At 76.0% G+C, this 23,387-nt stretch carries 19 protein-coding genes, 3 tRNA genes and 1 pseudogene; 5 read left to right on the top strand and 18 right to left on the bottom strand.

Annotation, left to right across the window (positions count from 1 at the left end; genetic code table 11):
• Positions 1-21 precede the first annotated feature (21 nt).
• Together ACH4C6_RS28355 and ACH4C6_RS28350 are read right to left on the bottom strand one after the other, a co-directional pair.
• Positions 22-1,476, bottom strand: coding sequence for an FGGY-family carbohydrate kinase (locus ACH4C6_RS28355; protein ID WP_398111438.1), 1,455 nt, complete (start codon positions 1,474-1,476; stop codon positions 22-24).
• Between the two features lie 147 nt (positions 1,477-1,623).
• Positions 1,624-1,929 carry a YtxH domain-containing protein gene (locus ACH4C6_RS28350; protein WP_369195773.1) on the bottom strand — a complete coding sequence of 102 codons (306 nt, stop codon included), beginning with the start codon at positions 1,927-1,929 and terminating at the stop codon, positions 1,624-1,626.
• Positions 1,930-2,087: 158 nt separating this feature from the next.
• Between ACH4C6_RS28350 and ACH4C6_RS28345 the strand changes: the two genes are divergently transcribed.
• The 3 genes from ACH4C6_RS28345 to ACH4C6_RS28335 all read left to right on the top strand — a co-directional run bounded on the left by ACH4C6_RS28345 (position 2,088) and on the right by ACH4C6_RS28335 (position 2,504).
• Positions 2,088-2,160 (top strand) — tRNA-Asn (locus tag ACH4C6_RS28345).
• Between the two features lie 5 nt (positions 2,161-2,165).
• Positions 2,166-2,238, top strand: a tRNA-Asn gene (locus ACH4C6_RS28340).
• A 189-nt stretch (positions 2,239-2,427) separates the two neighbouring features.
• A tRNA-Ile gene (locus ACH4C6_RS28335) sits at positions 2,428-2,504 on the top strand.
• A gap of 91 nt (positions 2,505-2,595) precedes the next feature.
• Here the strand turns inward: ACH4C6_RS28335 and uppS are convergent.
• The 8 genes and pseudogenes from uppS to ACH4C6_RS28295 all read right to left on the bottom strand — a co-directional run bounded on the left by uppS (position 2,596) and on the right by ACH4C6_RS28295 (position 11,248).
• A complete protein-coding gene (gene uppS, locus ACH4C6_RS28330) occupies positions 2,596-3,207 on the bottom strand; it encodes a polyprenyl diphosphate synthase (RefSeq protein WP_398111487.1) in 612 nt (203 codons plus the stop codon).
• Positions 3,208-3,574: 367 nt separating this feature from the next.
• Positions 3,575-4,357: pseudogene (locus ACH4C6_RS28325) on the bottom strand (squalene/phytoene synthase family protein); the annotation flags it as partial.
• Between the two features lie 130 nt (positions 4,358-4,487).
• Positions 4,488-4,622 (bottom strand): hypothetical protein, encoded by a 135-nt coding sequence (locus ACH4C6_RS28320; protein ID WP_398111437.1) that lies wholly within the window; start codon positions 4,620-4,622, stop codon positions 4,488-4,490.
• Positions 4,623-4,632: 10 nt separating this feature from the next.
• Entirely contained in the window at positions 4,633-5,397 is a 765-nt protein-coding gene (locus tag ACH4C6_RS28315) for a cytochrome c oxidase assembly protein (protein ID WP_398111436.1), read from the bottom strand.
• A 760-nt stretch (positions 5,398-6,157) separates the two neighbouring features.
• Entirely contained in the window at positions 6,158-6,841 is a 684-nt protein-coding gene (locus ACH4C6_RS28310) for an ANTAR domain-containing protein (protein ID WP_398111435.1), read from the bottom strand.
• 227 nt (positions 6,842-7,068) lie between these two features.
• Positions 7,069-8,106 (bottom strand): rod shape-determining protein, encoded by a 1,038-nt coding sequence (locus tag ACH4C6_RS28305; protein WP_398111434.1) that lies wholly within the window; start codon positions 8,104-8,106, stop codon positions 7,069-7,071.
• Positions 8,107-8,469: 363 nt separating this feature from the next.
• Entirely contained in the window at positions 8,470-9,810 is a 1,341-nt protein-coding gene (locus tag ACH4C6_RS28300; RefSeq protein WP_398111433.1) for a carboxyl transferase domain-containing protein, read from the bottom strand.
• Positions 9,803-11,248, bottom strand: a complete 1,446-nt coding sequence (locus ACH4C6_RS28295; RefSeq protein ID WP_398111432.1) for an acyl-CoA synthetase — start codon at positions 11,246-11,248, stop codon at positions 9,803-9,805. The genes ACH4C6_RS28300 and ACH4C6_RS28295 overlap by 8 nt, the downstream gene beginning before the upstream one ends.
• A 317-nt stretch (positions 11,249-11,565) precedes the next feature.
• On the opposite strand from ACH4C6_RS28295, the gene ACH4C6_RS28290 reads away from it, so the two are divergent.
• On the top strand, positions 11,566-12,456 hold the full coding sequence (locus ACH4C6_RS28290) for a RimK family alpha-L-glutamate ligase (protein ID WP_398111431.1): 891 nt from the start codon (positions 11,566-11,568) through the stop codon (positions 12,454-12,456).
• A 54-nt stretch (positions 12,457-12,510) separates the two neighbouring features.
• On the top strand, positions 12,511-13,881 hold the full coding sequence (locus ACH4C6_RS28285; RefSeq protein ID WP_398111430.1) for an MFS transporter: 1,371 nt from the start codon (positions 12,511-12,513) through the stop codon (positions 13,879-13,881).
• A gap of 23 nt (positions 13,882-13,904) precedes the next feature.
• Here the strand turns inward: ACH4C6_RS28285 and ACH4C6_RS28280 are convergent, their stop codons facing one another.
• Genes ACH4C6_RS28280 through ACH4C6_RS28245 form a run of 8 tightly spaced genes read right to left on the bottom strand, consistent with a single transcriptional unit; the run spans position 13,905 to position 23,302 of the window.
• Positions 13,905-14,513, bottom strand: coding sequence for a hypothetical protein (locus ACH4C6_RS28280; RefSeq protein WP_398111429.1), 609 nt, complete (start codon positions 14,511-14,513; stop codon positions 13,905-13,907).
• Positions 14,479-15,306: an FkbM family methyltransferase gene (locus tag ACH4C6_RS28275; protein WP_398111428.1), complete on the bottom strand. Its 828-nt coding sequence runs from the start codon at positions 15,304-15,306 to the stop codon at positions 14,479-14,481. Before ACH4C6_RS28275 ends, ACH4C6_RS28280 begins: the two co-directional genes overlap by 35 nt.
• Positions 15,303-15,524, bottom strand: a complete 222-nt coding sequence (locus ACH4C6_RS28270; RefSeq protein ID WP_398111427.1) for a Trm112 family protein — start codon at positions 15,522-15,524, stop codon at positions 15,303-15,305. Before ACH4C6_RS28270 ends, ACH4C6_RS28275 begins: the two co-directional genes overlap by 4 nt.
• Positions 15,521-16,426: a hypothetical protein gene (locus ACH4C6_RS28265; RefSeq protein WP_398111486.1), complete on the bottom strand. Its 906-nt coding sequence runs from the start codon at positions 16,424-16,426 to the stop codon at positions 15,521-15,523. The genes ACH4C6_RS28270 and ACH4C6_RS28265 overlap by 4 nt, the downstream gene beginning before the upstream one ends.
• A 15-nt stretch (positions 16,427-16,441) precedes the next feature.
• On the bottom strand, positions 16,442-17,182 hold the full coding sequence (locus tag ACH4C6_RS28260; RefSeq protein WP_398111426.1) for a methyltransferase domain-containing protein: 741 nt from the start codon (positions 17,180-17,182) through the stop codon (positions 16,442-16,444).
• Positions 17,179-18,426 (bottom strand): condensation protein, encoded by a 1,248-nt coding sequence (locus tag ACH4C6_RS28255; RefSeq protein WP_398111425.1) that lies wholly within the window; start codon positions 18,424-18,426, stop codon positions 17,179-17,181. The genes ACH4C6_RS28260 and ACH4C6_RS28255 overlap by 4 nt, the downstream gene beginning before the upstream one ends.
• Positions 18,423-22,595 (bottom strand): alpha-(1->3)-arabinofuranosyltransferase family protein, encoded by a 4,173-nt coding sequence (locus ACH4C6_RS28250; protein WP_398111424.1) that lies wholly within the window; start codon positions 22,593-22,595, stop codon positions 18,423-18,425. The genes ACH4C6_RS28255 and ACH4C6_RS28250 overlap by 4 nt, the downstream gene beginning before the upstream one ends.
• Complete coding sequence (locus tag ACH4C6_RS28245) at positions 22,592-23,302, bottom strand: class I SAM-dependent methyltransferase (protein WP_398111485.1); 711 nt, start codon at positions 23,300-23,302, stop codon at positions 22,592-22,594. The genes ACH4C6_RS28250 and ACH4C6_RS28245 overlap by 4 nt, the downstream gene beginning before the upstream one ends.
• Between the last annotated feature and the right edge of the window lie 85 nt (positions 23,303-23,387).

Genomic DNA, 23,387 nt, shown 5'->3' with positions numbered 1-23,387 from the left:
GACTTCTTACCCTCCGGCCCGCTACAGCCGCAGCGCCCCGGGATGCGTCTGCTCCCGCACCGCCACGAACTGCTGCCGTACCGCCTGCCCCACGGCCAGCTCCTCCCCGGGCTCCAGCACCTGCGCGACGGCGCCCTGCCAGGCCGGCGGGGTGCGCACGTCGAGCGTGCCCTGCGACGCCCCGAGCGCCCAGGCCGCCTGGCGGGCGGCGCCGATCGCCGCGTAGTCCGCCGGCTGCGGCACCACGACCTGTGTCCCGAACAGCATCGGCGCGGCGGCCTGCACGGCGGGCAGCTCCGCGGCCGGCCCGAGCAGGAACACCCGGCGCACCTCGACGCCCCGGGCCCGCAGCACGTCCAGCGCGTCCGCGAGTCCGCACAGCATGCCCTCGAACGCGGCCCGAGCCAGGTGCTCCGCCTTCATCGACTCCCGCCGGAGCCCGGCCAGGGTCCCCGCGGCGTGCGGCAGGCTGGGCGTCCGCTCGCCCTCCAGATAGGGCAGCAGCACCAGCCCGTGCGAGCCGGGCGTCGACTTCATCGCCAGGTCCGACAGGCTCTCCAGATCGGGCAGCCCCAGCAGTTCGGCGGTCCCGCGCAGGGCCCGCACGGCGTTGAGGGTGGTGACGACCGGCAGATGCATGCCGGTGGCGTCCGCCAGCGCGGTGATCATCCCGGAGCCGTCGACCAGTGCCTCGGGGTGGACGGCCATGACGGACCCGGACGCGCCCAGCGACACGACCGCGTCGCCGAGTCCGATGCCGAGGCCGAACGCCGCCGCCATCGTCTCGCCGGTCCCGACGGAGATCAGCAGGCCCTCCGGCGTCGTCCCGGCGGCGTCCGCGGGGCCGATCACCTCCGGCAGCATCGCCTGGTGCCCGAGCGCCAGCTCGACGAGGTCGGGCCGGTAGGCGCCGGTGGCCGCGGACCAGTACCCGGTGCCGGAGGCCCCGCCCCGGTCGGTGGTCCGGCGCACCGGCCGGCCCAGCAGCTGCCACACCAGCCAGTCGTGCGCCTGCATCAGGACGGCCGTGCGCCGCGCGTTCTCCGGTTCGGTCCGGGCCAGCCAGCGCAGCTTGGTCACCGGCTGCGGCGCCCGCGGCACACAGCCCACCGCCTGCGCCCACGCCTCGCGCCCGCCGAGCGCGTCGACCAGGTCGGCCGCGGCGACCTGCGTCCGCTTGTCGCCGCCGACCAGGGCGGGGCGCACGGTGTTGCCCTGCGCGTCCAGCGGCACGACGGCGTTCTGCTGCGCCGAGACGCCGATCGCCTGCACACCCTCCAGCAGTCCGCCACCCGCGGCCTCGCCCAGGGACAGCAGCCAGGCCTGCGGATCGACGTCGGACGGCCGGCCGCCGCTCTCGGGGCTCTCCACCGGATGCGGTGCATATCCCTGCCTGAGCACGGCTCCGGTATCCGCGTCACAGACGACGATACGAGTGAAATCGGGCGAACTGTCCAACCCGGCGACTATCCCCATGGCCGAAATTCTGCCGCACGCTCCCACGAGGTTGGGTCGTGGGAGCCGTGGGGGGTGTCGCCGGGTTTCGCGTGCGGGCTCGTCGTGGCTGGTCGCGCAGTTCCCCGCGCCCCTTTCCGGGGGGTGAGCCTGCTCGGCATCAGTCGCTCACGTGTTGCTCGTGCCCCAGTCGTCCTGGCCGCCGTTGTGCGTGGCGCGGTCGCGCAGGTGGCGGACCCGGTCGGCCACCGACTCGGGCACGCGGTCGCCGACCTTGTCGCTGACCACGTGGTACGCCTTGCCCGCGAACTCACGGCCCTGGTGGGCCGCCGTCTCCGCGGTGTTCCGCACGGCCGGGTTCTGTGCGAACTGGCGGGCCGACTTCTTGAGCTGTTCGTAGCGCTCGCGTCCGGCCCTCGTGCCCAGCACGTAACCCAGAACGACTCCGGCGACGAACGTGAGCCGGTAACGCATGGCTGCCACCCTTCTTTGCAGAGGTCTCCGGTGCGGCGCGGACGCCGGGGAGTACCGATTGGCGGAGCACCCCCCTGCTTGCGCTAATGTATGTGTCGCAGCGAGCGCGCGCCCCCTGGCGAATACCCAGGTAGGTACGTTCGATGCGCACGAGACCTTCCTCGGTAGCTCAATTGGCAGAGCAGCCGGCTGTTAACCGGCAGGTTACTGGTTCGAGTCCAGTCCGGGGAGCTCGGTCCTCCGTAGCTCAATTGGCAGAGCAGCCGGCTGTTAACCGGCAGGTTACTGGTTCGAGTCCAGTCGGGGGAGCAGATGGACGAGGACCCCTCGCAGGGGTCCTTTTTCATGTCCGTCGCGATCTTCGGGAACCACGCGGCAACCGGTGCAGTCCTCATGGTCACGAGCGCCGTGGCGAAGCCGACCATCCGAAGCAGGAGATCGTATGAGCGGCTATGCTGCGGCAGACGGCGCGCACACATGTACGCGACACGCCGCTATGGGGCGGTAGCTCAGCCGGTTAGAGCAGCGGACTCATAATCCGTCGGCCGTGGGTTCGAGTCCCACCCGCCCCACCATGTGCCACCCGCGCAGAACCGTTTCTGCCCGGGTTCGTCCAGCAGGGCGCCGCTCCGAGGCGGCGCCCTTCGCCGTTCCCACGACGACCCGTCAGCCGGCGTGCCCCGCCGGGCCCGTCGCGGCCGGGGTGGCACCCAGACGGCGCTGCCGGCCCGTGTAGGCGGTGACGGCCTGCCAGAGATCGCGGCGATCGGTGTCGGGCCACAGCTCCGGAGTGAAGTGCAGCTCGGCGTAGGCCGCGTGCCAGGGCAGGAAGTTGGAGGTGCGCTGCTCGCTGCCGGTGCGCCAGAGCAGGTCCACGTCCGGCATGTCCGGCTGCGGCAGGTGCCGGGCGAACACCTCCTCCGAGATCAGGTCCGGGTCCAGGTGGCCGGCCCGGGCCCGGCGGGCCAGGGCGGCGGCGGTGCGGGTGATCTCGTCGCGGCCCCCGTAGTCGATGCACATCGTCACGGTCAGACCGGTGCGCGAGCGGGTGGTGCGCTCCCTCAGCTGGAGCAGGTCGACCAGGTCGGGGGGCAGGCGGCCGGCGCGGCCGTGCCAGCGCAGGCGGACGTCCAGGTCCCGGAACGGGTCGTCGGCCACCTCGTCGTGCAGCAGGTCGAGGATCGCCCCGACCTCCTCCGGGTCCCGGCTCCAGTTCTCGGTGGAGAAGGTGTAGAGCGTCAGGTGCCGCAGGCCGATCTCCAGGGCCCCGTGGACCATCTCGCGCACGGCCACGGCACCCGCCCGGTGGCCCTCGTGCCGGGGCCAGGCCGCGCTGCTGGGCCCAGCGGCCGTTGCCGTCCATGATCACTGCCACGTGGGCCGGCAGGTGCGCGGCCGGGACGGACGGCGGCCGTTCGCCGGTGGGGTGCGGCGGAGGGCGGCGGAAGGCCCGCGCGGGCGTTCCCGGCGCCGGTGCGGCCGGGGCCTGCGCGGCGGGCCGGTGCGGATCCGGGGCCGTGAGCGGGGTCAGGGTCCAGGCCAGGGCCGCACGGGTGCGTGCGGGCGCCAGGATGCGGGCCCGGGCCCGCAGGGACGGCCTGGGCGGGGCGCGCAGCACCGACGGTCCCGCCGCGTCGACCGCGTCGAGCTGCGCCCGCAGCAGCGCCGCCATGGTGTCCAGGACCGTGGCCGGCCCGGGGTGCATGCCGCGCGTGAGCCCCGGCTGCGTCACCCAGCGCCGGGCCAGCCCGGTCAGCTCCGTCACCAGGGCGGCGACGGCCGGGCTCCAGCGGCGGTGCGTCAGGTCCCGCGCCGAGCCGGGATGGCCGTCGAGGGCCTCGTCGGGCAGCAGCAGGTCGCCCTGGGCCAGGTCGGCCGACAGGTCGGTGAGGATGTCGGTGAGCCGGACGCCGTCGAGGAACTCCTCGTAGGCCTCCCGGGAGTCCAGCCGCAGGGCGACGGGCACGCCCGCGCGGTCGAAGATCGTGCGGACCTGGCCGAACCACGGCAGGAGGTTCTCCCGGCCCCAGCCGCGCCACTGCGACCAGTCGGCGAAGCGGCGGCCGGCGGTGTCGTCCTGCACCTGGGTCATGGCCGCGTGCAGCTCGGACAGGTCCAGGCGCCAGCGGTGCGCGGTGTCCACCAGGGCGCGGCGGATCGGGTCCGGGCTGGTGCCGGTGGGCAGTTCGCGGTGCAGGGCGTCGATCCAGGCCGCGACCCGGGTGGCCCGCTGCGCCGCGGGGGCGGTGCGGTCGTCGCCCAGGTCGTCCAGCGCGTTGGCGGCGGCCCACAGGGCGTGCAGGGACGGGCGCAGCGGGGCGGGGGCCAGCTGGATCAGGGCGTACTCCGCCGGGTCCTGGTCCCTCGTCCGGCGTCGGCACAGTCGGTAGGCCGCCCGCAGGGCCGGGTCGGCAGGCAGATCGCTCACAACCAGGACACTACGTCCCCGCCGTACGGCGTCCCGTGCAGGTGGCCCGGGGCCGCGTCGCCGCGGCCCGCCCTCCCGGCGTCCTCACTCATGTCGTCCTCCCCTTCCGCGCGTCCGCCGGGCGATGCCGTCACGCGGTGCTGTCGTCGTCCGTGTCCTGCTCGTCGTCCCGGTCGCCCTCGGCCTGGGACGGGGTGGGGGTGGGTGTGGTGTCCGGCTCGTCGTCGCGGTCGCCCTCGGCCTGGGACGGGGTCTGCTCGCTCATGTGCCTCTCCTTACGCTGCGGCGGCCTGCCGGGTACCCCGGTCGGTCCGGAACGATCGGCCCCGTGCGCGATACCACTGGGACGCCAGCACCAGCGCCAGGACGATCTCCACGGCGTCACCGCCGTAGTACATGAGCCGGGCGGCGGAGTGCAGGTCGGCCGGGGAGAAGGCGGTGCCCGGCGGGCCCGTCGCCCACAGGCTCTTGGCCAGCACCGCGTGGCCCGCCGCGGCCGCCAGCAGGGTGCCGCCGCGCAGGGCGTGGCCCGGCCGGTGGCGGATCGGGTCCACGGCGAGCAGCGCGAAGGTGAAGAGGGCTCCCGCGGCGAAGAGATGCAGGGTGAGCAGAGGGCTGTGGTGCCAGGACGACGGAACCGGCGCCCGGTACAGCAGCCACAGGCCGCCGATGTCCAGGGCCGCGGCCACCGGCGGGAAGACCAGCGCGCTGACGGGGCGGGAGCGGGTGAACCGGACCAGGGCACGCCGGCCGGGCGGCGGGAGCGTGCGCAGGGCCAGGGTGACCGGGCGGGCGAGGACCAGGGGGATCGGCGCCGCCATCCCGGCGAGCAGGTGGGCGGCCATGTGCGCGGTGAACGGCGCCGGCCACGTCTCCCACGGCACGGCGAACGCCGCGACCAGCAGCCCGCCGCCCAGCCAGAAACCGGCGTCGCGGCGCACGGGCCAGCGGTCGCCGCGGCGCCGGAGCCGGGCCGCGCAGGCGGTGTACAGCACGCAGCCCAGCACGACGAGCACGGGCAGCGGCCCCGGCGTCGTCATCACCCGGCCCCGGGTGCCGGCCGCGGGGAGCGGCGGGGGTCCGGCGGCGGGCCGGCCGGAACGGCGACGTGGCCGCGGGACCGGCTGTGTGGGCAGCTGTGCCGACGATCGTGCGGGCGGTCGTGCCGACGGCACGGGCCAGGGTGGGACGCGTCGGCGGGGCGCTCGTGCGGGTGGTGCCGGAGGGATGGCCGAGGTGAGCCGATCCCGTCGACGGACGCGGAGGCGGGACCCGGGGACGCCCCACCGGCGGGGGAAAGGTGGTGGGCGCGGCTGCCCGGTGGGCTCTCGTACGGGTGGTGTCGGAGGGGGCCGGTTCTGTCCGCGGGTGCGGCGGCGGGGTCGGGGGGCACTGCGATGGCGGGGGAGCTGTGGTGGGCGCGGCTGTCCGGTGTCCTGTCCGCCGGAACGGCGGGGTCGGCGGACCGGCCGGGCGGGCCGTTGTGCCGAGCGGGCGGGTCGGGGTGGTCCCCGTCGGCGGGGCCCACGGGCGGGTGGTGCCGGAAGGGGCCGGTTCTGTCCGTGGGTGTGGTGGCGGGGCCCGGGGGCACCGCGAACGCGGGGGAGTGGGGGTGGGTCATCTGTGCTGGACCAGTGGCTCGACGGCCGGCTTTCGGCGGTTGTGCAGGGCGGCGTTGGAGGGGGTGCCTCGGGGCTCGAAGGGGTTCGGACCCATGCGTGTTCTCCTCGCCGGAGGGCGGAGCGGGACGCCGCCGGGTACCCGGCGCCACCGGCGGGAAACCGGCTCGGTGGGGGGCGGTCAGTCCCGGCGGAGCCTTCCCAGCGCCCGCCGCAGGGCCGTGCGGAGTCCGGGCGGGGGCGGCGGGCCGTCCCCGTCGGCGCTCGCCGTCACCGCCGCCGCCACGTCCCGGAGCTTGGTGTTCGACAGCTGGGACGCCTCGCGCAGGAGGTGCCACGCCTCGTCGGAGGTGCAGCCGTGCGTGGCCATCAGCACGCCCCGGGCCTGGTCGATGACCGGGCGGGAGGCGATGGCGTGGCGCAGTTGCTCGACCTCCGCCTCGAGCACCTGCAGGCGTTCCGCGCGCTCCAGGGCGACCGCCGAGGGCGCGGGGGCGGGGGCCGGGGCGGCCGCGGCCCGGCCGGACACCGGATCGGTCGTGTCCAGGCCCGCCAGCTCCAGGATCCGCCTCGGCTGGCCGTTCCAGTTGGTGGCCGTGACCGTCAGCGCCCGCTGCCCGGCGCAGTCCCTCAGCACCTCCAGGAACTGGAGCCCGGCGGTGTCCATGAAGTGCACGTCCCCCATGTCCAGGTCGACGCGCGTGACACCGGCCGGCAGATCGGCCAGGACCTTCGCGAGGGTCTCGGCGCAGCCGTGGACGAGTTCGCCGCGCGGGGCGAGTTCGGCGCGGTCCGCCTCCACACGGCCACGGACGACCAGGGCGCCCAGTCCTCCCGTGAGATCTGATGATGCCGCTGAGGTCATGTCACCGCCTTGTCGGTCCTCGTCGGTCGTGGCCGCCCCGCAGGACCGCACGACGCCACTCGCCCCGTGGACGCCCGTCGGTGCGCCTGCCCGCCACGCGACGGAGTACACACCGGGTCACGGGTGGTGCGCACGCGACCGTGCCCCGCCGTGATCACGGCGGGGCACGGGAGCCGAGGACCGAGGGCTCGGCGGGCCGGGGCGGCTCGACCCGGGCGGCCGGCGGGTCAGGTGGACAGCGGGTCCAGGGCCATCGGCTCGATCCGGCCCTCCAGCATCGCGCCGAGACCCTGCACGGCACACACGTCGGGCCGTTCCGCGATGTGCACCGGCATGCCCGTCGCCTGCCGCAGCATCTGGTCCAGGCCGGGCAGCAGGGCGCTGCCGCCGACCATCATGATGCCCCGGTCGGCCAGGTCGGCGACCAGGTCGGGCGGGCAGGCCCGCAGGACCTTGCCGATGCCGTCGAGGATGGCGGTGAGCGGCGTCTGGATGGCCTCCCGCACGGCGGCGGTGTCCACGTGGACCGAACGGGCCAGGCCGGTCGCGACGTCCCGGCCGTGGATCTCCGTGGACGCCGGCCCCTGCGGGGTCAGTCCGTTGCCGGACAGGGCCAGTTGCAGCGGCCGGACCGACTGGCTGGGCAGCATCAGCTCGTGCTGGTGGCGCAGGTGCTGCACGATCGCGTTGTCGACGGCGTCGCCCCCCACCGGGATGCGCTCGGCGGTGACGATCGCGCCGAGCGACAGCACCGCCACCTGGGTGGCCGCCGCCCCGCACACCATGATCATGGTCGCCTCGGGCTGCTCGACCGGCAGTCCGCAGCCGACGGCGGCGGCGATCAGCGTGTCGACGAGTTCGACGCGGCGGGCACCGAGCCCGACGAGCGTCTCGATCGCGGCGCGCTGGGCGAGCGGATCGGCGTCGTGCGGGGTGCAGGCCGCGGCCCGCAGGATCGGCTTGCGGCGCAGCGCGCGGCGCATCTTGTCGCCGAGCAGGTGGCGCAGCATGCGCTGCGCCATCTCGATGTCGACGACGGTGCCTCCGGAGACGGGCCGGACCACCCGGATGTAGTGCGGGGTGCGGCCCGTCATCTTCTCCGCGAGCTCCCCGACCGCGATCAGGGCCCCGGTGCGCGTGTTCACGGCGGCGGCGGACGGCTGGTCCACGACGAGACCGGCGCCCTTGACGTAGACGCGGGTGCGGGCAGCTCCCAGATCGACGGCGAAGTGGCAGCGTCGCAACTGCTCCAGACTGGCGGTCATGGCAGGTCCTCCCGAGAGCACAGACCGTGGGGGGCCGCCAGGTGGCGGGCCTCGCTGGACGTCGGGCCGCCGAACGGCGTCCCTCTTTCGCATCGTGGGGGTGAGGGCACCGGCGCGCCTTCCGGAGGGGGCCGGGCGGGGCACCGCCGAACGGGCGTACCGGGCCCCGTCACCGTGACCCGGCGGCCTCCGGCAGGGGAGAGAGGGAGGTCACGGCCGTTTGGCAGCCGGCCTCGCGCAGCCCCCGTGCGTTCCGGGCGGCGGCCGGGGAGAACGGCCTGCCCGGCCGTCGACGCCGATCAGCAGGACGGTTCCGGCGGCGGCGATCAGCTCCCGCGGCGAGGGTGAGACGTGCACCGCATGTCAGGGGCCGACCGTGCCGCGGATCACCCCGAGTTCCACCAGGTCCTGCGGGCGGATGCGCAGCCGGTCCGCCGTCGGCTCCACCTCGCGCGGCGGCAGCTTGAGGATCGCCGCCGCCAGTTCCGGGGCGATCACCGAGAAGTAGCTGTCGGGCGTGGCCCAGGTGTTGCCGGGTGCGGCCAGGGCCAGGGCGCCGCCGGAGCCGCCCTCGCCGACGACCAGCGTGGTCACGGGGGTGCGGGCGGCCGCGACCGCGCCGAACAGCTCGGCGATCGCCGGGCCCGCGCCCTGCCGTTCCGCCTCGGCGTCGTTGGCGGCGCCCGGGGTGTCGACGAGCGTCAGCACCGGGATGCCGAGCCGGTCCGCCAACCGGACCAGCCGGGCCGCCGTGCGGTACCCGGCGGGCCGGGTCGCGGCCCCGGTCTGCGCGGCGTAGGCGACGGTGCGGCCCTCGTGCTCGCCGAAGCCGCACAGCATGCCGTCCGGGTCCGTGCCGCCGCAGCGGTCACCGCTGATCGCGACCCGGTCGGTGAAGTAGGCGTCCAGGTAGGCGGCGGCGCGCGGACGCCGGGACGAGCGGGCGCGCCGGACGGCGTCCCAGCCCGTGGCGGGCAGCCCGGCCGAGTCGCCGAGCGCGCCGGGCGGCGGGGCGGGCACCCGGGACGGGCGCGTCAGCAGCCGCAGCCACCGCGCGAGCGTCCCGCGCAGCTCCTCCGGCGGGACGACGGCGTCCACCGCCCCGGCCGCGAGCTGCGCCTCGGCCGTGTACGCCGCGGGGTCGGCGTCCGCCGGGCGCACCCGGGAGCCGGCGAAGCCGACCTGGGCGCCGGGCAGCGCGAGCACCACGTCGGCGCCCGCGCCCAGGGTGGCCCAGCCTCCTCCGGTGGTCGGGTCGCGCACCACCGCCACCTGGGCGAGCCCGGCCTGCCGGGTGAGGGCCGACTGCCGGGCCACGCGCTGGAGCTGGGTCAGCGCGAGCATGCCCTCCTGCATCCGGCTGCCGCCGGTGGCGACCAGCGGCACGACCGGCAGCCGCCGCTCACGGGCCGCGGCGTACGCCGCCTCCAGCCGGTCGCCGGTGCGCTCGCCGAGGGAACCGCCGAGGAAGCCGAACTCGAACGCGATCAGCACCGCCCGGGTGCCGCCGACGCGGGCGACGCCGCACACCACGGACTCGTCCTCGCCGGTGCGCTCGGCGGCCCGGGAGCGCGAGGCGTCGTAGCCCGGCCAGCCGAGCGGGCCGTCGGGCCGGGACGGCCGGGCGGGGGAGGGGAGTTCGTCGAAGGTGGAGTCGTCGGCGAGGGCCGCCAGGACGCCGCGGGCGGACAGGCGGTCAGCCATCGGCCAGCGCCCGCTTCATGATCTTGCCCATGTCGTTGCGGGGCAGGGCGTCGAGGTACCGGACGACCCGGGGCCGCTTGTGCGGCGCCAGACGCTCCGCCACATGGCCGGCCACCTCCTCGGCGGACGGCGGCGACCCGGGGTCCGCCGGCACGATCCAGGCCACGATCCGCTCACCGAGGTCGGCGTCGGGCTCCCCGGTGACGGCCGCCTCCCGTACCCCGGGGTGTTCGAGGAGCGCGTTCTCGATCTCACCGGCCCCGATCTTGTAACCGCCGCTCTTGATCAGGTCGGTGGCCTTGCGGTCGACGATCCGGACGTAGCCGTCGGGGTCGCGCACCGCCATGTCGCCGGTGCGGAACCAGCCGTCGGCGGTGAAGGCGGCGGCGGTGGCGTCGGGACGGTTGAGGTACTCGGAGAACAGGTTCGGGCCGCGCACCTGGATCTCGCCGACGGTCTGCCCGTCGCGGGCGGTGATCTCCGTGTCGTCCTCCTCCACCAGCCGCAGCTCCACACCGCGCAGCGGCACCCCGACCGTGCCGGGCCGTGCCTCGCCGTCGGCGCGGACGCTGGTGTTCATCAGCGTCTCCGTCATGCCGTAGCGCTCGATCACCCGGCGGCCGGTCGCGGTCGCGATCCGGCCGTGGTCGTGCACGGGCAGCGCGGCGGACCCGGAGACCAGCAGCCGCGCCCCGGTCAGCGCCTTCACCAGGTCCGGGTCGCCGGTCACGGCCTCCGCGATGCGGTGGTACATCGTCGGCACGCCGAACAGCATGGTGGCGCCCGCGTTCAGCTCGCGGGTCACGCCCTGGGTGCTGAACCGGCCCAGGTGCCGCAGCGAGCCGCCGCGGCGCAGCGGGCCGAGGACGCCCAGGACCAGTCCGTGCACGTGGAACAGCGGCAGTCCGTGCACCAGGACGTCGTCGCCGGTCCACTGCCAGGCCTCGGCGAGCGCGTCCAGCGTGGCGGCGAGCGCCCGGCGGGGCAGGACGGCCCCCTTGGGCGGGCCGGTCGTGCCCGACGTGTAGACGACGAGCGCCGGGGCCTGCCCGGCGTGGTCGTCCGCGGGGACGGGGCCGGTGGCGTGCACGTCGACGTCCACGCGGGTGAGGTCCCGCAGCGGAGCGGGCAGCTGGTCGTCCGGGGCCGTGAGCAGCAGGGCGGGCGCGCTGTCGGCCAGGATGTGCGCCAGCTCCCGGTCGCCCGACTTCGGGTTGAGCGGCACGGCCGGCACGTCGGCCAGCAGCGCGGCGACGACGGCGACCGCCGTCTCCAGCGTGGGCGTCGCCCGGACGGCGACCCGCGAGGCCCCGCCGATACGGCCCGCCAGCGCACCGGCGGCTGCGGCGAGCTGCGCGTAGGTCAGGGCCCGTTCACCGAACCGCAGGGCGGGCCGGTCGGCCGGGTCGTGGGTGAGGGCCGGGAAGAGAGGGGTCACGCTCGACGTCTCCTTGCTGTCGGATGCCCGCCGGTCGCGGCGGGGCTCGCGGAGGCCGGCCCCGGCCCGCACGCCCACCACCGGGCCCACCACCACCGGGACGACACCCCCCACGATCCCTCCGTACACCAATGGCGCCCCGGAGAAACACCCGCACGGCCGGTCCTGCCCCGCGCCACCGATGCCGGGGGCTGCCGGGCCGCGCGCTCGCCGCCCCCGCCGCCACCGGGCACGGCCGGGCCCGGCCGGGCCCGGTGCCGGGCCCGCACCGGGGTTGTTAGCCTGCGGCGGGAAGCGGATCGATCACCCGTACGAGGATGGAGTCGCCCGTGGCCGGCAGCCCGCGCATCGCGCTCGTCACCTACGACCCCGGCGGCGCACGGCACAAGGACCGGGACCTGCCGGTGCTCGTGGCGGCGCTGCGGGAGGGCGGCGCCGACGCCCGGGCCGTCGCCTGGGACGACCCGTCGGCCGACTGGGCCGGGTTCGACCTGGCCCTCATCCGCTCCACCTGGGCCTACAGCTGGCGTGCCGCGGAGTTCACCGCCTGGGCCGAGGCCTGCGCGAAGGCGACGCGGCTGCTCAACCCGGTCGGTGTGGTGCGGTGGAACGCCGACAAGCGCTACCTCGGGCAGCTCGCCGACGCGGGGGTGCCCACCGTGCCCACCCGGTACGTCGCGCCCGGGGTCCCCGCCGAACTGCCCACCGGTCACGAGTACGTCGTGAAGCCCGCCTCGGGGGCCGGTGCCCGCTACGCCGGCCGCTACCCGGCCGGGGAGCGGGACGCCGCCCTGCGGCAGGTGGAGCGCATGCACGCCGAGGGGTTCACCGTGATGGTGCAGCCGTACCTGGCCGCCATCGACACCGAGGGCGAGCGGGCCCTGCAGTTCTTCGGCGGCCGGCTGCTGCACGCCAGTGTGAAGGGCGCCGTCCTCGCCCCGGGCATTGCGTACGACGCGGACAAGGTCGCCCACCCGGACCTGCGGCCCTGGCGGCCGTCGGAGGCCGAACTGGCCGTCGCCGAGCAGGCGCTGGCCGCCGTGCCGGGCGGCGCCGAGCTGCTGTACGCGCGCGTCGACCTGGTCACCGGCCCGGACGGGAGGCCGTGCGTGATGGAGCTGGAGCTGATCGAGCCGAACCTGTTCCTCGACCTGCACCCGCGGTCCGTGCCCCGGGTCGTCCGGGCGGTCCTGGCCGCCGCCGGCTGAGCGTCCCGGCGTGCGGTACGCCCGCTGAAGCGGCTTCTGGTGTAGTGGTGGGGCATGCCCTCCGCGCACCGGCCCCGGGCACCGCTGCTCGCGGTGTGCGCCGGGTACTTCATGGTGATCCTCGACGTCACGGTCATCAACGTCGCCGTGCCGGTGATCGGCCGGGAGCTGTCGGCCTCGCTGACCGGCATCCAGTGGATCACCGACGGCTACACCCTGGTCTTCGCCGGGTTCCTGCTCACGGGCGGTGCGCTGGGGGACCGGCTGGGCAACCGGCGGGTCTTCTGCGCCGGCGTCACGGTGTTCACGCTCGCGTCGGCCGCCTGCGCGCTCGCGCCCGGCACCGCCTTCCTCGTCGTGGCCCGTCTGGTCGAGGGGCTCGGCGCCGCGCTGATCGTGCCGGGCTCGCTGGCCCTGCTCCAGCAGGCCTACCCGGAGCCGGCGGAGCGCTCCCGGGCCTTCGGGCTGTGGGGCGCGATGGCCGGGATCGCCGCCTCCGCCGGGCCGCTGCTGGGCGGGCTGCTGGTCTCCACGGTGGGCTGGCGCTGGGTGTTCCTGATCAACCTGCCCGTCGGCGCGGCCTGCCTCGCGCTGACCCTGCGGCACGTGGCCCGCTCGCCCCGCCGCCCCGACCGGCCCCTCGACCTGCCCGCGCAGGCCGCCGTCGTGGCGACGGTGGCCCTGCTGACCGGCTCCCTCAACGAGGCCGGGCGGCGGGGCTGGTCCGACCCGGCGGTCCTCGCCGGACTGGGCCTGGCCGTCTCGGCCGCGGCGGCCTTCGCCCTGCGCGAGCGCCTCGCCCGCTCCCCGCTGCTGCCCCTGGGGCTGCTGCGCTCCCGGGCGATGGGCGGCGGTGCCCTGATCGGCCTGCTGTTCAACTTCGGCTTCTACGGCATGGTGTTCACCGCCAGCCTGGAGTTCCAGCACCAGCGCGGCTACAGCGCCCTGGGCACCGGGCTGGCGCTGTTCCCGGCGGTGGCCATGACCATGTTCGCCTCCGTGCTGTCCGGCCGGCTCACCCGTCGCACGGGCGACCGGCCGCTGGTGGTCGCCGGCATGCTCCTGGCCGGCCTCGGCCTGGCCGGCTGGGCGGCCGCCGGTGCCGGGCCCGCGTACGCGCTGCTGGTCGTGCCCATGATGGCCGCGGGTTTCGGCACGTCCTTCGCGCTCACCGGCTCCACCGCCACCGTGATGGGCGCCGCGCCCGCGGCCCACGCGGGAGCAGCCTCCGCCCTGTTCAACACCTCCCGGCAGATCGGCAGCGCCACGGGTGTCGCCCTCGGCGGCAGCCTGCTCGCCTCCGCGACGACCTACGGCACGGGGGTACGCACCAGCATGCTTGCCGGAGCCCTCGCCTACCTCGCCGCGGCCGCCCTGGCCTGGTGGTGCGTCCCCGCGAAGGCGCGGCGGCCCGCCGGGGCCTGACGCCCCGGGACCGCCGGTGCCGCTCAGGCCCGGGTGGCGCCGGCCGACACCCGCTGGAGCAGGCCCCAGGTGAACTCGGCGACCACCTCCCGCGGTACGCCCCCGGCGTCCGGGGCGCTGAACGCCAGGCCCCAGCGGGTGGGCGCCGTACCCTCCAACGGACGGACCGGGGCGAACGCCCGGGCCGCCTCGTCGACCGTGCAGGACCAGGGCGTGAGATCGTCCAGGGCGCGCAGGGCGGGTCCGGGCGTGCCCGGCGCGCGGACCAGCCACTCGTTCCACACCGCGCCGGTCGGGGCGGTCAGCACCTCGAAGCGCAGGGACGGCCACAGCGGCACCGGCCACAGGTGGGCCTCGCAGTCGAGGTCGCCGATCCGGCGGGCGGCCCGGGACTCCGGCTCGCCCAGCACCCGGCGGTAGCGCGCGAGGGGCGCCCGGGAGCGCGGGGAGCGGACCATCGCCTGCCAGCGCCGATTCGCCTCGCGCATCTCCGCGACGGACACGCCCAGCTCGCGGCGGGCGTCCTCGACCAGGCCGGGATTGTGGTCGGCCATGCGGCGCAGCAGCACCAGCTGGAAGTCGAGCGGGGTGAAGGGACTAGCGGGGTGTGTTCCGGAGGGCATGGGACCCATCGTCGCCGACCGGCGCGGGACCGGGGCGGCGGCCGTCGGGCAGGAACAGCACGGAGTTGACGTACCGCGGCCCGCGCAGCACGGACGAGGGCAGGACCCGGCGGAGCAGGCCGTGGGAGACGACGTAGGAGGCGGCCTCCTGGTGCTCCTCCAGCGGGAACGCGGCCAGCGGCACCCAGGTGTCGCCGGGCAGCACCCAGCCGTCGTAGCCCAGCAGGTTCAGATACGTCACCACGGGCGCGATCGGCTGGATGCGCGCCTCCAGCTCCACGAACAGGGCCGGGCGGTCGCGGGCCAGCAGACCGGTCGCCCCGCGCAGGACCGCCGGTTCGTTGCCGTCCACGTCGATCTTGACGAAGCCGACGTCGCGCAGGCCGAGTTCGTCCAGCGTCACGCAGGGCACGTCCAGGGCCCGGCCGTGGATGTCCCGCCGGACCAGGGAGGACACCCCCCGGTCACCCGCGTCGTCCGCGGGCAGCCACAGGCGGGCGATGCCCGGCCGGTCGGAGGCCGCGGCCCGGATCACGCGGACGTTCGGCGGGGCCGCCGCGGTCAGCAGCCGGGCCAGCCGGGGCACCGGCTCGATCGTCACCACGTGCTCGGCGCGGGCGGCCAGCCGGTGCGTCCACGGCCCGTACCAGCCGCCGACGTCGACCGCCGTGCGGCAGCCCGGCGGGCACAGTTCGGCCAGCCGGGCCAGCTCCGGTTCGAACCGGGGGTACAGCGCCCGGGCGGTCGCGGCCACCAGGCGCGGGGGCAGGAAGGGCGCGAGCCGGGCCGCGACACGCGTCATGGCGCCATCCTCCTCAGGAGCGCTTCGTGCTCGTCGTCCGGCACCTGCTCGCCGGAGGACGGCAGCAGCTGCGGGATGCCGTCCACGACCGGGTAGCGGCGGTGCAGGCGCGGGTTGTACAGCGCCTCCTGCTGCCCGGCCCGCGCGGGCAGCAGATGCAGCGGGCCCTTGTCGAGCGGGCAGGCCAGGATCTTCAGCAGCGGGTCGTCGGGCTTCACGGTGATGCCAACTCCTTGGCCGGTTCGTGGGGTCGGGGAGCGGAGTCGTGCTTCGGCATGGTCAGCAGCACGGCCACCGCCAGCGCCGTGCCGGTCACCCGCAGGGCGAGCCGGAACGGCTCGTGCGGGAGGGCCTCGCCGAACGACAGGGTGCCGAGCACGGCCGTGAACAGGCTGGTCACGGTGGTGCACACCGGCACGATCAGGGAAGCCCGGCAGCGCTGGAGGGCCGCCTGCGACATCACCAGGCCGAACGCGCCGGTGAACAGCAGCAGGTAGGGGTACGGGGAGCCGAGCAGACCGATGACGGCGCCGCCGATCCCGTCGGCCGTCAGCCGCCCGGAGACGCCCTTGATCGCCAGGGAGCTGACGCCGTACAGCAGCCCCACGGCAACGCCGTACTCGACACCGGTCGTGGGGCGCCGGTGCCGGTTGCGGGCGCGCCGCTCGGCGGAGCCGTACAGCAGCACCCCGGCCGCCAGCGACGGCACGCACACCGCCAGGACCAGCGGGTAGGGGGCGTCCTGCCCGACGGTGTCGGTGTCCTGCCGCAGCGACAGCACCACCATCAGCAGCGCGAGCAGGATCCCGCCCAGCGCGTACCGTTCCCGGCCGGTCGTCTCCTCCCCGAGCAGCCGGGACGACAGCAGCACCAGCAGCACCAGGCCGGAGACGAAGATGCCCTGGGCGGCGGCGATCGGCAGGGTGCGGTAGACGACGAGCTGGGCGGCGAACCCGGCGGCGAGGGCGAGACAACCGCCGATCCACAGGGGGCTGCCGACGACGAGGCGCAGCAGCCGGGCCGGGCGGCGGATGCTCACCTCCGGCAAGGAGGTCAGTGCCCGTTTCTCCAGCACGAAACCCAGGCTGTACAGGGTGTTCGCGAGCAGGGCCGCGGCCACTCCCCACCACACGGGCTACGACCTTCGCGCGTGCAGCAGCAGGATCGAGGCGAGCTGCGGCCGCAGGCACGCCAGCCGGTCCAGCGGGCGCAGCGGGCGCGGCACCCCGTGGAAGGGGGCGCCCTCCAGCCGGACCACGTCGAACCCGCTGGCGGCGACGAACTCCCGCAGCGCGCGCGGGGTGTACAGCCGCAGGTGCCCGACGACCTCCCTGCCCGGGCGGCCGTGCACGCGCCGCAGGCTGACCTCCGAGAAGACGGGCTGCACCCCGGCCAGCAGCAGGGCCCGGTTGTACCAGGCGGCCAGGTTCGGCGTGGACAGCATCAGATGGCCGCCGGGGCGCAGGATCCTGCGGATCTCGTCCAGCGCCGCGTCCGGGTCGACGAGGTGCTCGACGACCTCGCTGAACAGCACCGCGTCCGCCGACCCGGACGCGAACGGCAGCCCCCCGCCGGTGAGTTCCCCGCGCACGGCGTAGGGGATGCGGGTGCGGGCGCGCCGCAGGGCGTCCTGGGACCAGTCGACGCCGACGACGCGGTGGCCGGGCAGGAGCGGGGCGGCGGTGGCCGCGGCGGTGCCGTCGCCGCAGCCGATGTCGAGGACGGTCCGCGGCCCACGGGCGCCGGCCGGGCCGAGGGCCCGGGCCAGCATGCGTGCCTGCCGGAGGCTGCGCGGGGTGCCGGAGGCGACGGGGACGGCGGGGTTCTCGTAGAAGTCGCGCAGCTCGCGCGGCGGGGGTCCGGTGGTCGTGGTCACGCGGTCACCTCCGTGGTGTGCAGGTAGTGCGCGAACAGCGCGCGCAGCCGGTCGCCGTCGCCGTCCCCGAGCAGCGCCGTCGACCAGCGCAGCGCCAGGTGGAGACGGCCCGCCGTGGAGGCCGTGGTCACGGTCAGGCCTCGGGGCATGCGGGCGGGCGCCGAGAACCAGACGGCGTGGGCGCGGCCCGCCTCCGCGCCGAAGTCCAGGGGGTAGGGGATACGGCCGATGTTGCTGAGCAGGGTCGTCGACGTCCAGGGCGCGGCGGCCCGGCGCAGGCCCCGGGTGAGGGCGGCCCGGACGGTGACGGGCGCCCAGGGGGCGGTGAGCAGGGCGGCCCCGTGGCCCAACTGGGGGCGGGGCTGCGCCTTGAGCGCCCGGGTGCGCTCGGCGGTGCGGCGCAGCAGGTCGGCCATGGCGCCGCCGTCGAGTTCCCCCGGCACGAAGGGCACGTCGACCAGGCGGGTGCCGTTGCCGATCGGCATGGAGGCGTCGCGGGGGCGGTCGTCCACCGGCATGGTGATGCGCAGCGGGCGGGGCCGGGCCCCCCGCTCCCGGTTCCAGTGCGCGACGGTCAGGGCGGTGGTGACCATGAGCTGGTCGTTGACGGTGTACGGGGAGCCCTGGGGGCGGTGGGGCAGCGGCAGTTCGGTGACGAGCAGGCCGTTGCCGCGCCGGTCGCCGGGCGTGCCCGGGGCCACCCGTGCCGGGGGCGCCAGGCCGGCCCGGGTGTCGGGGGCGGTCCGCGGGGGTTCGGCGGGGCGGACCGGGGGCGCGGCGGGGGCGTTGTCCCTGCCTCCGTACAGTTCCGCCGCCGTCGCGAGGACGCGCAGGCAGGCCGGGCCGTCCAGGGCGGTGTGGTTCACGGTCAGCAGCAGCACCGAGCCGACCACCTCCAGCCGGACCGGCGGGGACAGGGACAGCGGCGGGGCCGCGGACAGCGCCCGGGTCCGGGCGTCGCGCAGCGCGTGCGGTCCCGGCGGGGCGAAGGTCACCGCCTCCGTGTCGGGGGCGCGCGTCAGCTCCCACTCGTAGCGGCGCCGGTACCAGGGCCCGGGTGCCTCGCGCATCAGGATGCGCGGGTGGCGGTGCAGGGCCTCCAGGAACGCCTTGCGCAGGCGTGCCCCGTCGAGGGGGCCGGGCAGGTGGACCTCGATGTGGACGGTCTCCGGCTCCTCCTGCTGAAGGCAGTGCCGGGAGACCTCGTCCACCACCGGGAACGGGATGCGCACCGGTGCCGTCACGCGGTTCCGCCCTTCCCCGTGCCCGTCCTCGGCAGGGGCCGGGTCGGCGCCTCGGCGGGCGGCCGTTCGCGCAGGCCCACCAGTGCCGCGAACAGACCGGTGAGGGCGAGGAACTGGGCGACGTGCCCGAAGGCTCCCCCGCCCGCGCCGACCGGTTCCCCGGCGCCGAACGCCGCGGCGACGCCCGCGCCCGCGAGAGCGGTGAACGCGATCGGCACCAGCAGCGCGGGCCGGCGCGCCGCGAGCAGGGCCAGCGCCGGGACCAGCAGCGCGAGCCATCCGGCGATCACGACGCCCACCCCTGTCAGGGCGACCGCGCCGAGCCACAGGCCGGGCGGCGGCGCAACGCGCTGCGGAGCGTCGGGGTTGGGGGCGCGGCGGCGCCAGAGGGCCAGGCCCAGCAGGGCCGCGATGCCCACGCCGCTGCCGATCAGCCCGGCGTCGTAGGTCGTGGCCGGCTCGTAGGACAGCTCGACCGTGCCGCCCGCCCCGGCCGGGACGCGCCAGCCCTGCTGCCAGCCGTCCAGCCGCACAGGGGTCAGCTCCTCGCCGTTCAGGGTGGCCCGCCAGCCGTCGTTGGCGTTCTCGTACGTCGTCAGGTACGAGGCCGCGCCGGAGCCGACCGTCACCTCGCGCCGGTCGCCCAGCCAGTCCCGGACACGCAGGTCACGCCCGGCGGAGGCGGGTTCGGCGACCGTGCCGCGGGTCAGGGTCACGTCCGTCAGCGCGAGCGGGCCGGCGTCGCCGCCCTCCAGCCGGTGCTCGCCCGCCGCCAGCCGCACCTCCGCCTCGCCGCGGCCCTTCTGGCACAGCGTCACCCGCACGCCCCGCCGCTCCACGAGGTCCCGCACGGTGCCCTGCACGCGGGTCGGGTACAGCTCGTCGTCCAGCGCCACCTCCGGGCCCTTGCCGCACGGCAGGGAGAAGGCCCGGCCGCCGTCGGGCTGCGGGGTGCGGTACCGGTCGAGGGACGGGACGTACGCCTCGGTCAGCCCCACGGGCAGGCGCAGCTTCTCGTCGGCGACGGGGTCGTGCAGGGTCAGCGGGGCCGTCCCGGTGACCGTGATGTCGAGCCGGTCGGTGGTGATGGCAGGGAAGCGCACCCAGCCGTTCTCGTCGACGCCGGCGATCGCGGCGCCGTCCGGCGAGCCGATCTCCACCTTCGTGGCGCGGCTGGACAGGCCGCCCGCGGGGGCCAGGACCAGCTCGCCGACCGGCTGCTTGCCCGGCCAGCGCAGGTGGATCGTCGGCCGGTCGCCCGCGATCCACGCCGTCGTCAGGTCCCCGTCGGTGAGGTTGCGGGCCGCGACGCCCGCGCCCAGGCGGGCCGTGGAGTCGGCGGTGGCCACGATCCGGGCCCGCTGCCCGGGCGCCACCTCGTAGAGCAGTTCGTCCAGCGCCGCGCCCGGTACCGGAACCGCGCTCGCCCGCACCTCGTACGTCCCGGCCTGCGCGGTGGTGAAGCGGCGGTGCAGCCCCGTCTCGGTGCCGGTCGGGGACAGGCCCGTCGGATCGGAGGCGCGGTGCAGGGACACGACGGTGGCGTCCGCGCGGGCCCGGTCCGCGTCGGCCGGCAGCCGCAGCAGCCGGGTCACCCGCACGTCCGGCAGCGTGATCTCGGAGAAGCCCGCACCGGTCAGCCCGGGGCGCCGCTCCGCCGCGTCCAGGATCGTCAGCCTCATCCACGTCGTCGCGCCCCGGGGCGCCTTGATCCGCTGCGGCTCGCCGTTCGGCCGCAGGAAGCTCGTCCGCTCGCCCTCGGCGGTCTCCACGCGCACCTTCGTGGCCGCCGCCCGCACGTTCTCCTGCGGCAGCGGCGTGACCTCGAAGGAGGACGGCATGGCGTACGGGCCGGTGAAGTCGATGCGCAGCCACTGCCCGTCCGGGGTGTCCGGCGCGCCCTCGGCCCACGCCGTGCGCGGGTCGCCGTCGAAGGCGTTGACGGGGTCGTACTGCGGCAGGTGGAACAGCCAGTTGCCGTACGAGGACGCCGACACCGCGCGGGCACCGCGCAGTTCGGCCACCGTCTGGTGCTCCACGCCCTCGGTGGGCAGGATCTGGCGCGGCTTCTCACCCGGGTCCTGGAGGGCGCCGGACGCGTTGCGCTCGTCGCGGGTGTACGTGTACGAGGTGCCCGCGTTGACCAGCCCGAAGCGGGTGTCGGCCCGCCGCATCCCGTCGCCCACCACCTGCACGGCCGGGGCCTCGAGCCCCGGGTGGCCGTCGCCGGTGAGGACCGCGGCCCGGCCGCGCAGCCGCTGCGCCAGCGGCAGCAGCGCCTCCGGCCCGCCGGACACCGCCGCCGTGCCGGCGACCGGCAGGAGCCCCGCCTGCCCGGGCCGGACCACGTCCGGGCCGGCCGGGCGGTAGATCTCCACGGCCCGCTGCCTCGGGTACAGCCCCTCCACCTGGAGCGGCGCGTCCCGGGCGATCCGGCCGCCCGTCATCACCGGCCCCAGCCCCGTCACCCGCTCGTACCCGGACTGCTCCAGGGTGCGCTTGACGGTCGCGGTCGGCACGTGGCCGATCTGGTCGGGGTCGAGGTCGTTGCGCACCACGACGTAGTACAGCCCCGCCCGGCTCAGGTAGTCGGCCAGCCCCGGCACCTGGGCCCCGGTCGTCAGCGCCTGCTCGACGGCGTCCATCGCGCGCCGGTTGCCGGGCGTGCCGAACGGGACGTAGTCGCGCTGCGCCCAGCGCGACTCGGCGAGGACGTCGAGCGGCTGGTCGATGGGGGAGCCCCACGTGTAGACGCCGTGCGCGGTCGCCGGGACGACCAGGGCCCGCGCGTCGGGTGAGTACTTCTCCAGCCAGTCGGCCGTGGCCTGCCAGTAGGCGGGCAGCTTCGGGAACGAACCCGGGTTGAGGATCGAGCCGTTGAGGTACGGCCACAGCAGCCCCGGCAGGACCAGGACGGCCGCGGCCAGCGGCGCGAGACGCCGGCCGCGCACCGGCCGGGCCCCGCGCGGCTCGGCGGCCACCGCGGTCAGGTGGGCCAGCCCCAGCACGAGCGCCAGCGCCGGGCCGGTCTGGAACTTGTAGATGTTCCGGAACGGCGACAGCCACCCGTCCAGCCAGTCCTGCACCACCCCGTGGAACGGCGCCCCGAACGCCCCGCCGTACCCGGCGAGCAGCACCAGCGCCGCCACGAGCACCGTCAGCACCAGCCAGCGCCGCTCGGGCATGTCCCGCCGGGCGAGCCCCGCGAGGCCCAGCCCGGCGGCCAGAGCCGAGCACACGATCACGAGCACGGACGAGGCCACGGTCCAGCCGGCGGGCAGCCAGGCCTCACCGAGATGCAGGTAGGCCACCCAGTTCCCGGCCCCGCGCAGGGCCTCGGTGGCCGACATGGTGTCCGTGGTGGTCCGCGCGGTTTCTATGTAGGGGAGGAAGTTCTCGCCGTGGACGCCCAGCAGCAGCAGGGGCACCCACCACCAGGCCGTCACCACGAGCACCGCCGGAACCCACCAGGCGATGAGCTTCCGCTGCCGGGGCCCCGGCGGACGGGACAGCAGGTACAGCCCGGCGGGCAGCAGCGAGGCCAGCGTCGCCGACGCGTTCACCCCGCCCATGAACGGCACGAGCAGCGCCGAGCGCAGCGCCGCGACCCGGGCGGTGTACCGCTCGTCGGCCAGCGGCAGCAGCACCCACGGCAGGAACGCGCCGGGCAGCGCGGCGGCCGACGTCGAGCCGATGACGGTGGTGAACACCGGCCACAGCGCGTACGCCGCGGCCCCGAGCAGCCGGGACGCCCCGCTGCCCACGCGCAGCCGCTCGGCCAGCCGCAGCGCACCCCAGAACGCCACCGAGACGATCAGCGACATCCACAGCCGCTCGGCCAGCCACACCGGCAGCCGCACCAGATCGCACAGCCAGTGGAACGGCAGCATCGGCCAGAGGTAGCCGACGTACTGGTCCTGGATGCCGCCGAACCCCGCCCGGTCGTGCCACAGTTGGCCCAGGTCACCGAGGAACCGGCCCGGGTCCGTGGTCACCCCGAGTTTGGTGTCGAAGGTCTGCCGCCCGGGCCGCACCGCGAGGAACAGCACGAACGCCACGGCCCAGAAGCCCAGCAGCCAGCGCCGCGACCGGGGGCCCTCGGGAGGGCCGGCCGCGGCCGCGGTACGGGGGGCGGCTGCCGGGGGAGGAGCCTGGACCGTGGTCGTCATGTAGGACACCGCCGCAGAATGAGAAGGAGGTTCCAGGTGGCGAACTCGCGGATCCCGGGCGCCTTGACGACGGCCTCCGCGAGGAAGGGCCAGTAGCGGGAGCGCGCCGAGACGACCGAGACGTCGTCCCGGGCCCGCACCTGACGCAGGGTCGAGCCAATGTGCACCGCGAAGAGATTCTCGCCGAGCGTGTGCTTGGCGGGCCTTCCGGTGCGCCGCTGGTGGCGGGCCCGGGCCCGTTCGGCGCCCAGGTAGTGCCACGGGGCCCACTCGTGCCCGCCCCACGGCGACAGCCAGTTGGTGAAGGAGACGTAGATCAGCCCGCCGGGCCGGGTCACCCGGGCCAGCTCGCTGAGGAACGTCCCCGGGTCGGCGACGTGCTCCAGCACGTTCGACGAGAAGGTGACGTCCGCGACGCCGTCGCGCAGCGGCAGCAGGTACCCGTCGGCGACGACGGCCGGGCCGGGCGGCTGCTCGCCCAGTTCGGCCGGGTCCGGCTCGAAGAGGAACGCGTGCGCCCCGCGCCGCCGGAACTCCTCGGTGAAGTACCCGCTGCCGCCGCCGACGTCCACGACGGTCCGCCCGGCGACCGGCCCGTCGTACGCCTCGACCTGGTCGGCGGCGTCCCGGGCGAGCAGCGCGTAGCACGCCGCGGGGTCGTCCTGCTCGTGCAGGAACGCACGGAACAGGGCGAGGGACCGCCGCAGTGAGGGATCCCTCCACCCAGCCGCCCCGGAGGGGACCTGGCCGGTGCTGGACGGGCCCGGGGTCGCGCCGGGCGGGTCCGGGGGT

The sequence above is a fragment of the Streptomyces sp. NPDC017943 genome (assembly GCF_044328425.1).
Taxonomy (GTDB): Bacteria; Actinomycetota; Actinomycetes; order Streptomycetales; family Streptomycetaceae; genus Streptomyces; species Streptomyces djakartensis_A.
Note: the sequence above shows the minus strand (reverse complement) of the source record. Positions and strands in the feature narration are given on the sequence as shown.

Coding starts and splice junctions, on each gene's coding strand:
- ACH4C6_RS28290 (WP_398111431.1), top strand. CDS start 11,566: ATGGAGTCGCCCGTGGCCGGCAGCCCGCGCATCGCGCTCGTCACCTAC.
- ACH4C6_RS28285 (WP_398111430.1), top strand. CDS start 12,511: ATGCCCTCCGCGCACCGGCCCCGGGCACCGCTGCTCGCGGTGTGCGCC.
- ACH4C6_RS28280 (WP_398111429.1), bottom strand. CDS start 14,513: ATGGGTCCCATGCCCTCCGGAACACACCCCGCTAGTCCCTTCACCCCG.
- ACH4C6_RS28275 (WP_398111428.1), bottom strand. CDS start 15,306: ATGACGCGTGTCGCGGCCCGGCTCGCGCCCTTCCTGCCCCCGCGCCTG.
- ACH4C6_RS28350 (WP_369195773.1), bottom strand. CDS start 1,929: ATGCGTTACCGGCTCACGTTCGTCGCCGGAGTCGTTCTGGGTTACGTG.
- ACH4C6_RS28315 (WP_398111436.1), bottom strand. CDS start 5,397: ATGACGACGCCGGGGCCGCTGCCCGTGCTCGTCGTGCTGGGCTGCGTG.
- ACH4C6_RS28300 (WP_398111433.1), bottom strand. CDS start 9,810: ATGGCTGACCGCCTGTCCGCCCGCGGCGTCCTGGCGGCCCTCGCCGAC.
- ACH4C6_RS28320 (WP_398111437.1), bottom strand. CDS start 4,622: ATGAGCGAGCAGACCCCGTCCCAGGCCGAGGGCGACCGCGACGACGAG.
- ACH4C6_RS28305 (WP_398111434.1), bottom strand. CDS start 8,106: ATGACCGCCAGTCTGGAGCAGTTGCGACGCTGCCACTTCGCCGTCGAT.
- ACH4C6_RS28310 (WP_398111435.1), bottom strand. CDS start 6,841: ATGACCTCAGCGGCATCATCAGATCTCACGGGAGGACTGGGCGCCCTG.
- uppS (WP_398111487.1), bottom strand. CDS start 3,207: ATGGTCCACGGGGCCCTGGAGATCGGCCTGCGGCACCTGACGCTCTAC.
- ACH4C6_RS28250 (WP_398111424.1), bottom strand. CDS start 22,595: ATGACGACCACGGTCCAGGCTCCTCCCCCGGCAGCCGCCCCCCGTACC.
- ACH4C6_RS28355 (WP_398111438.1), bottom strand. CDS start 1,476: ATGGGGATAGTCGCCGGGTTGGACAGTTCGCCCGATTTCACTCGTATC.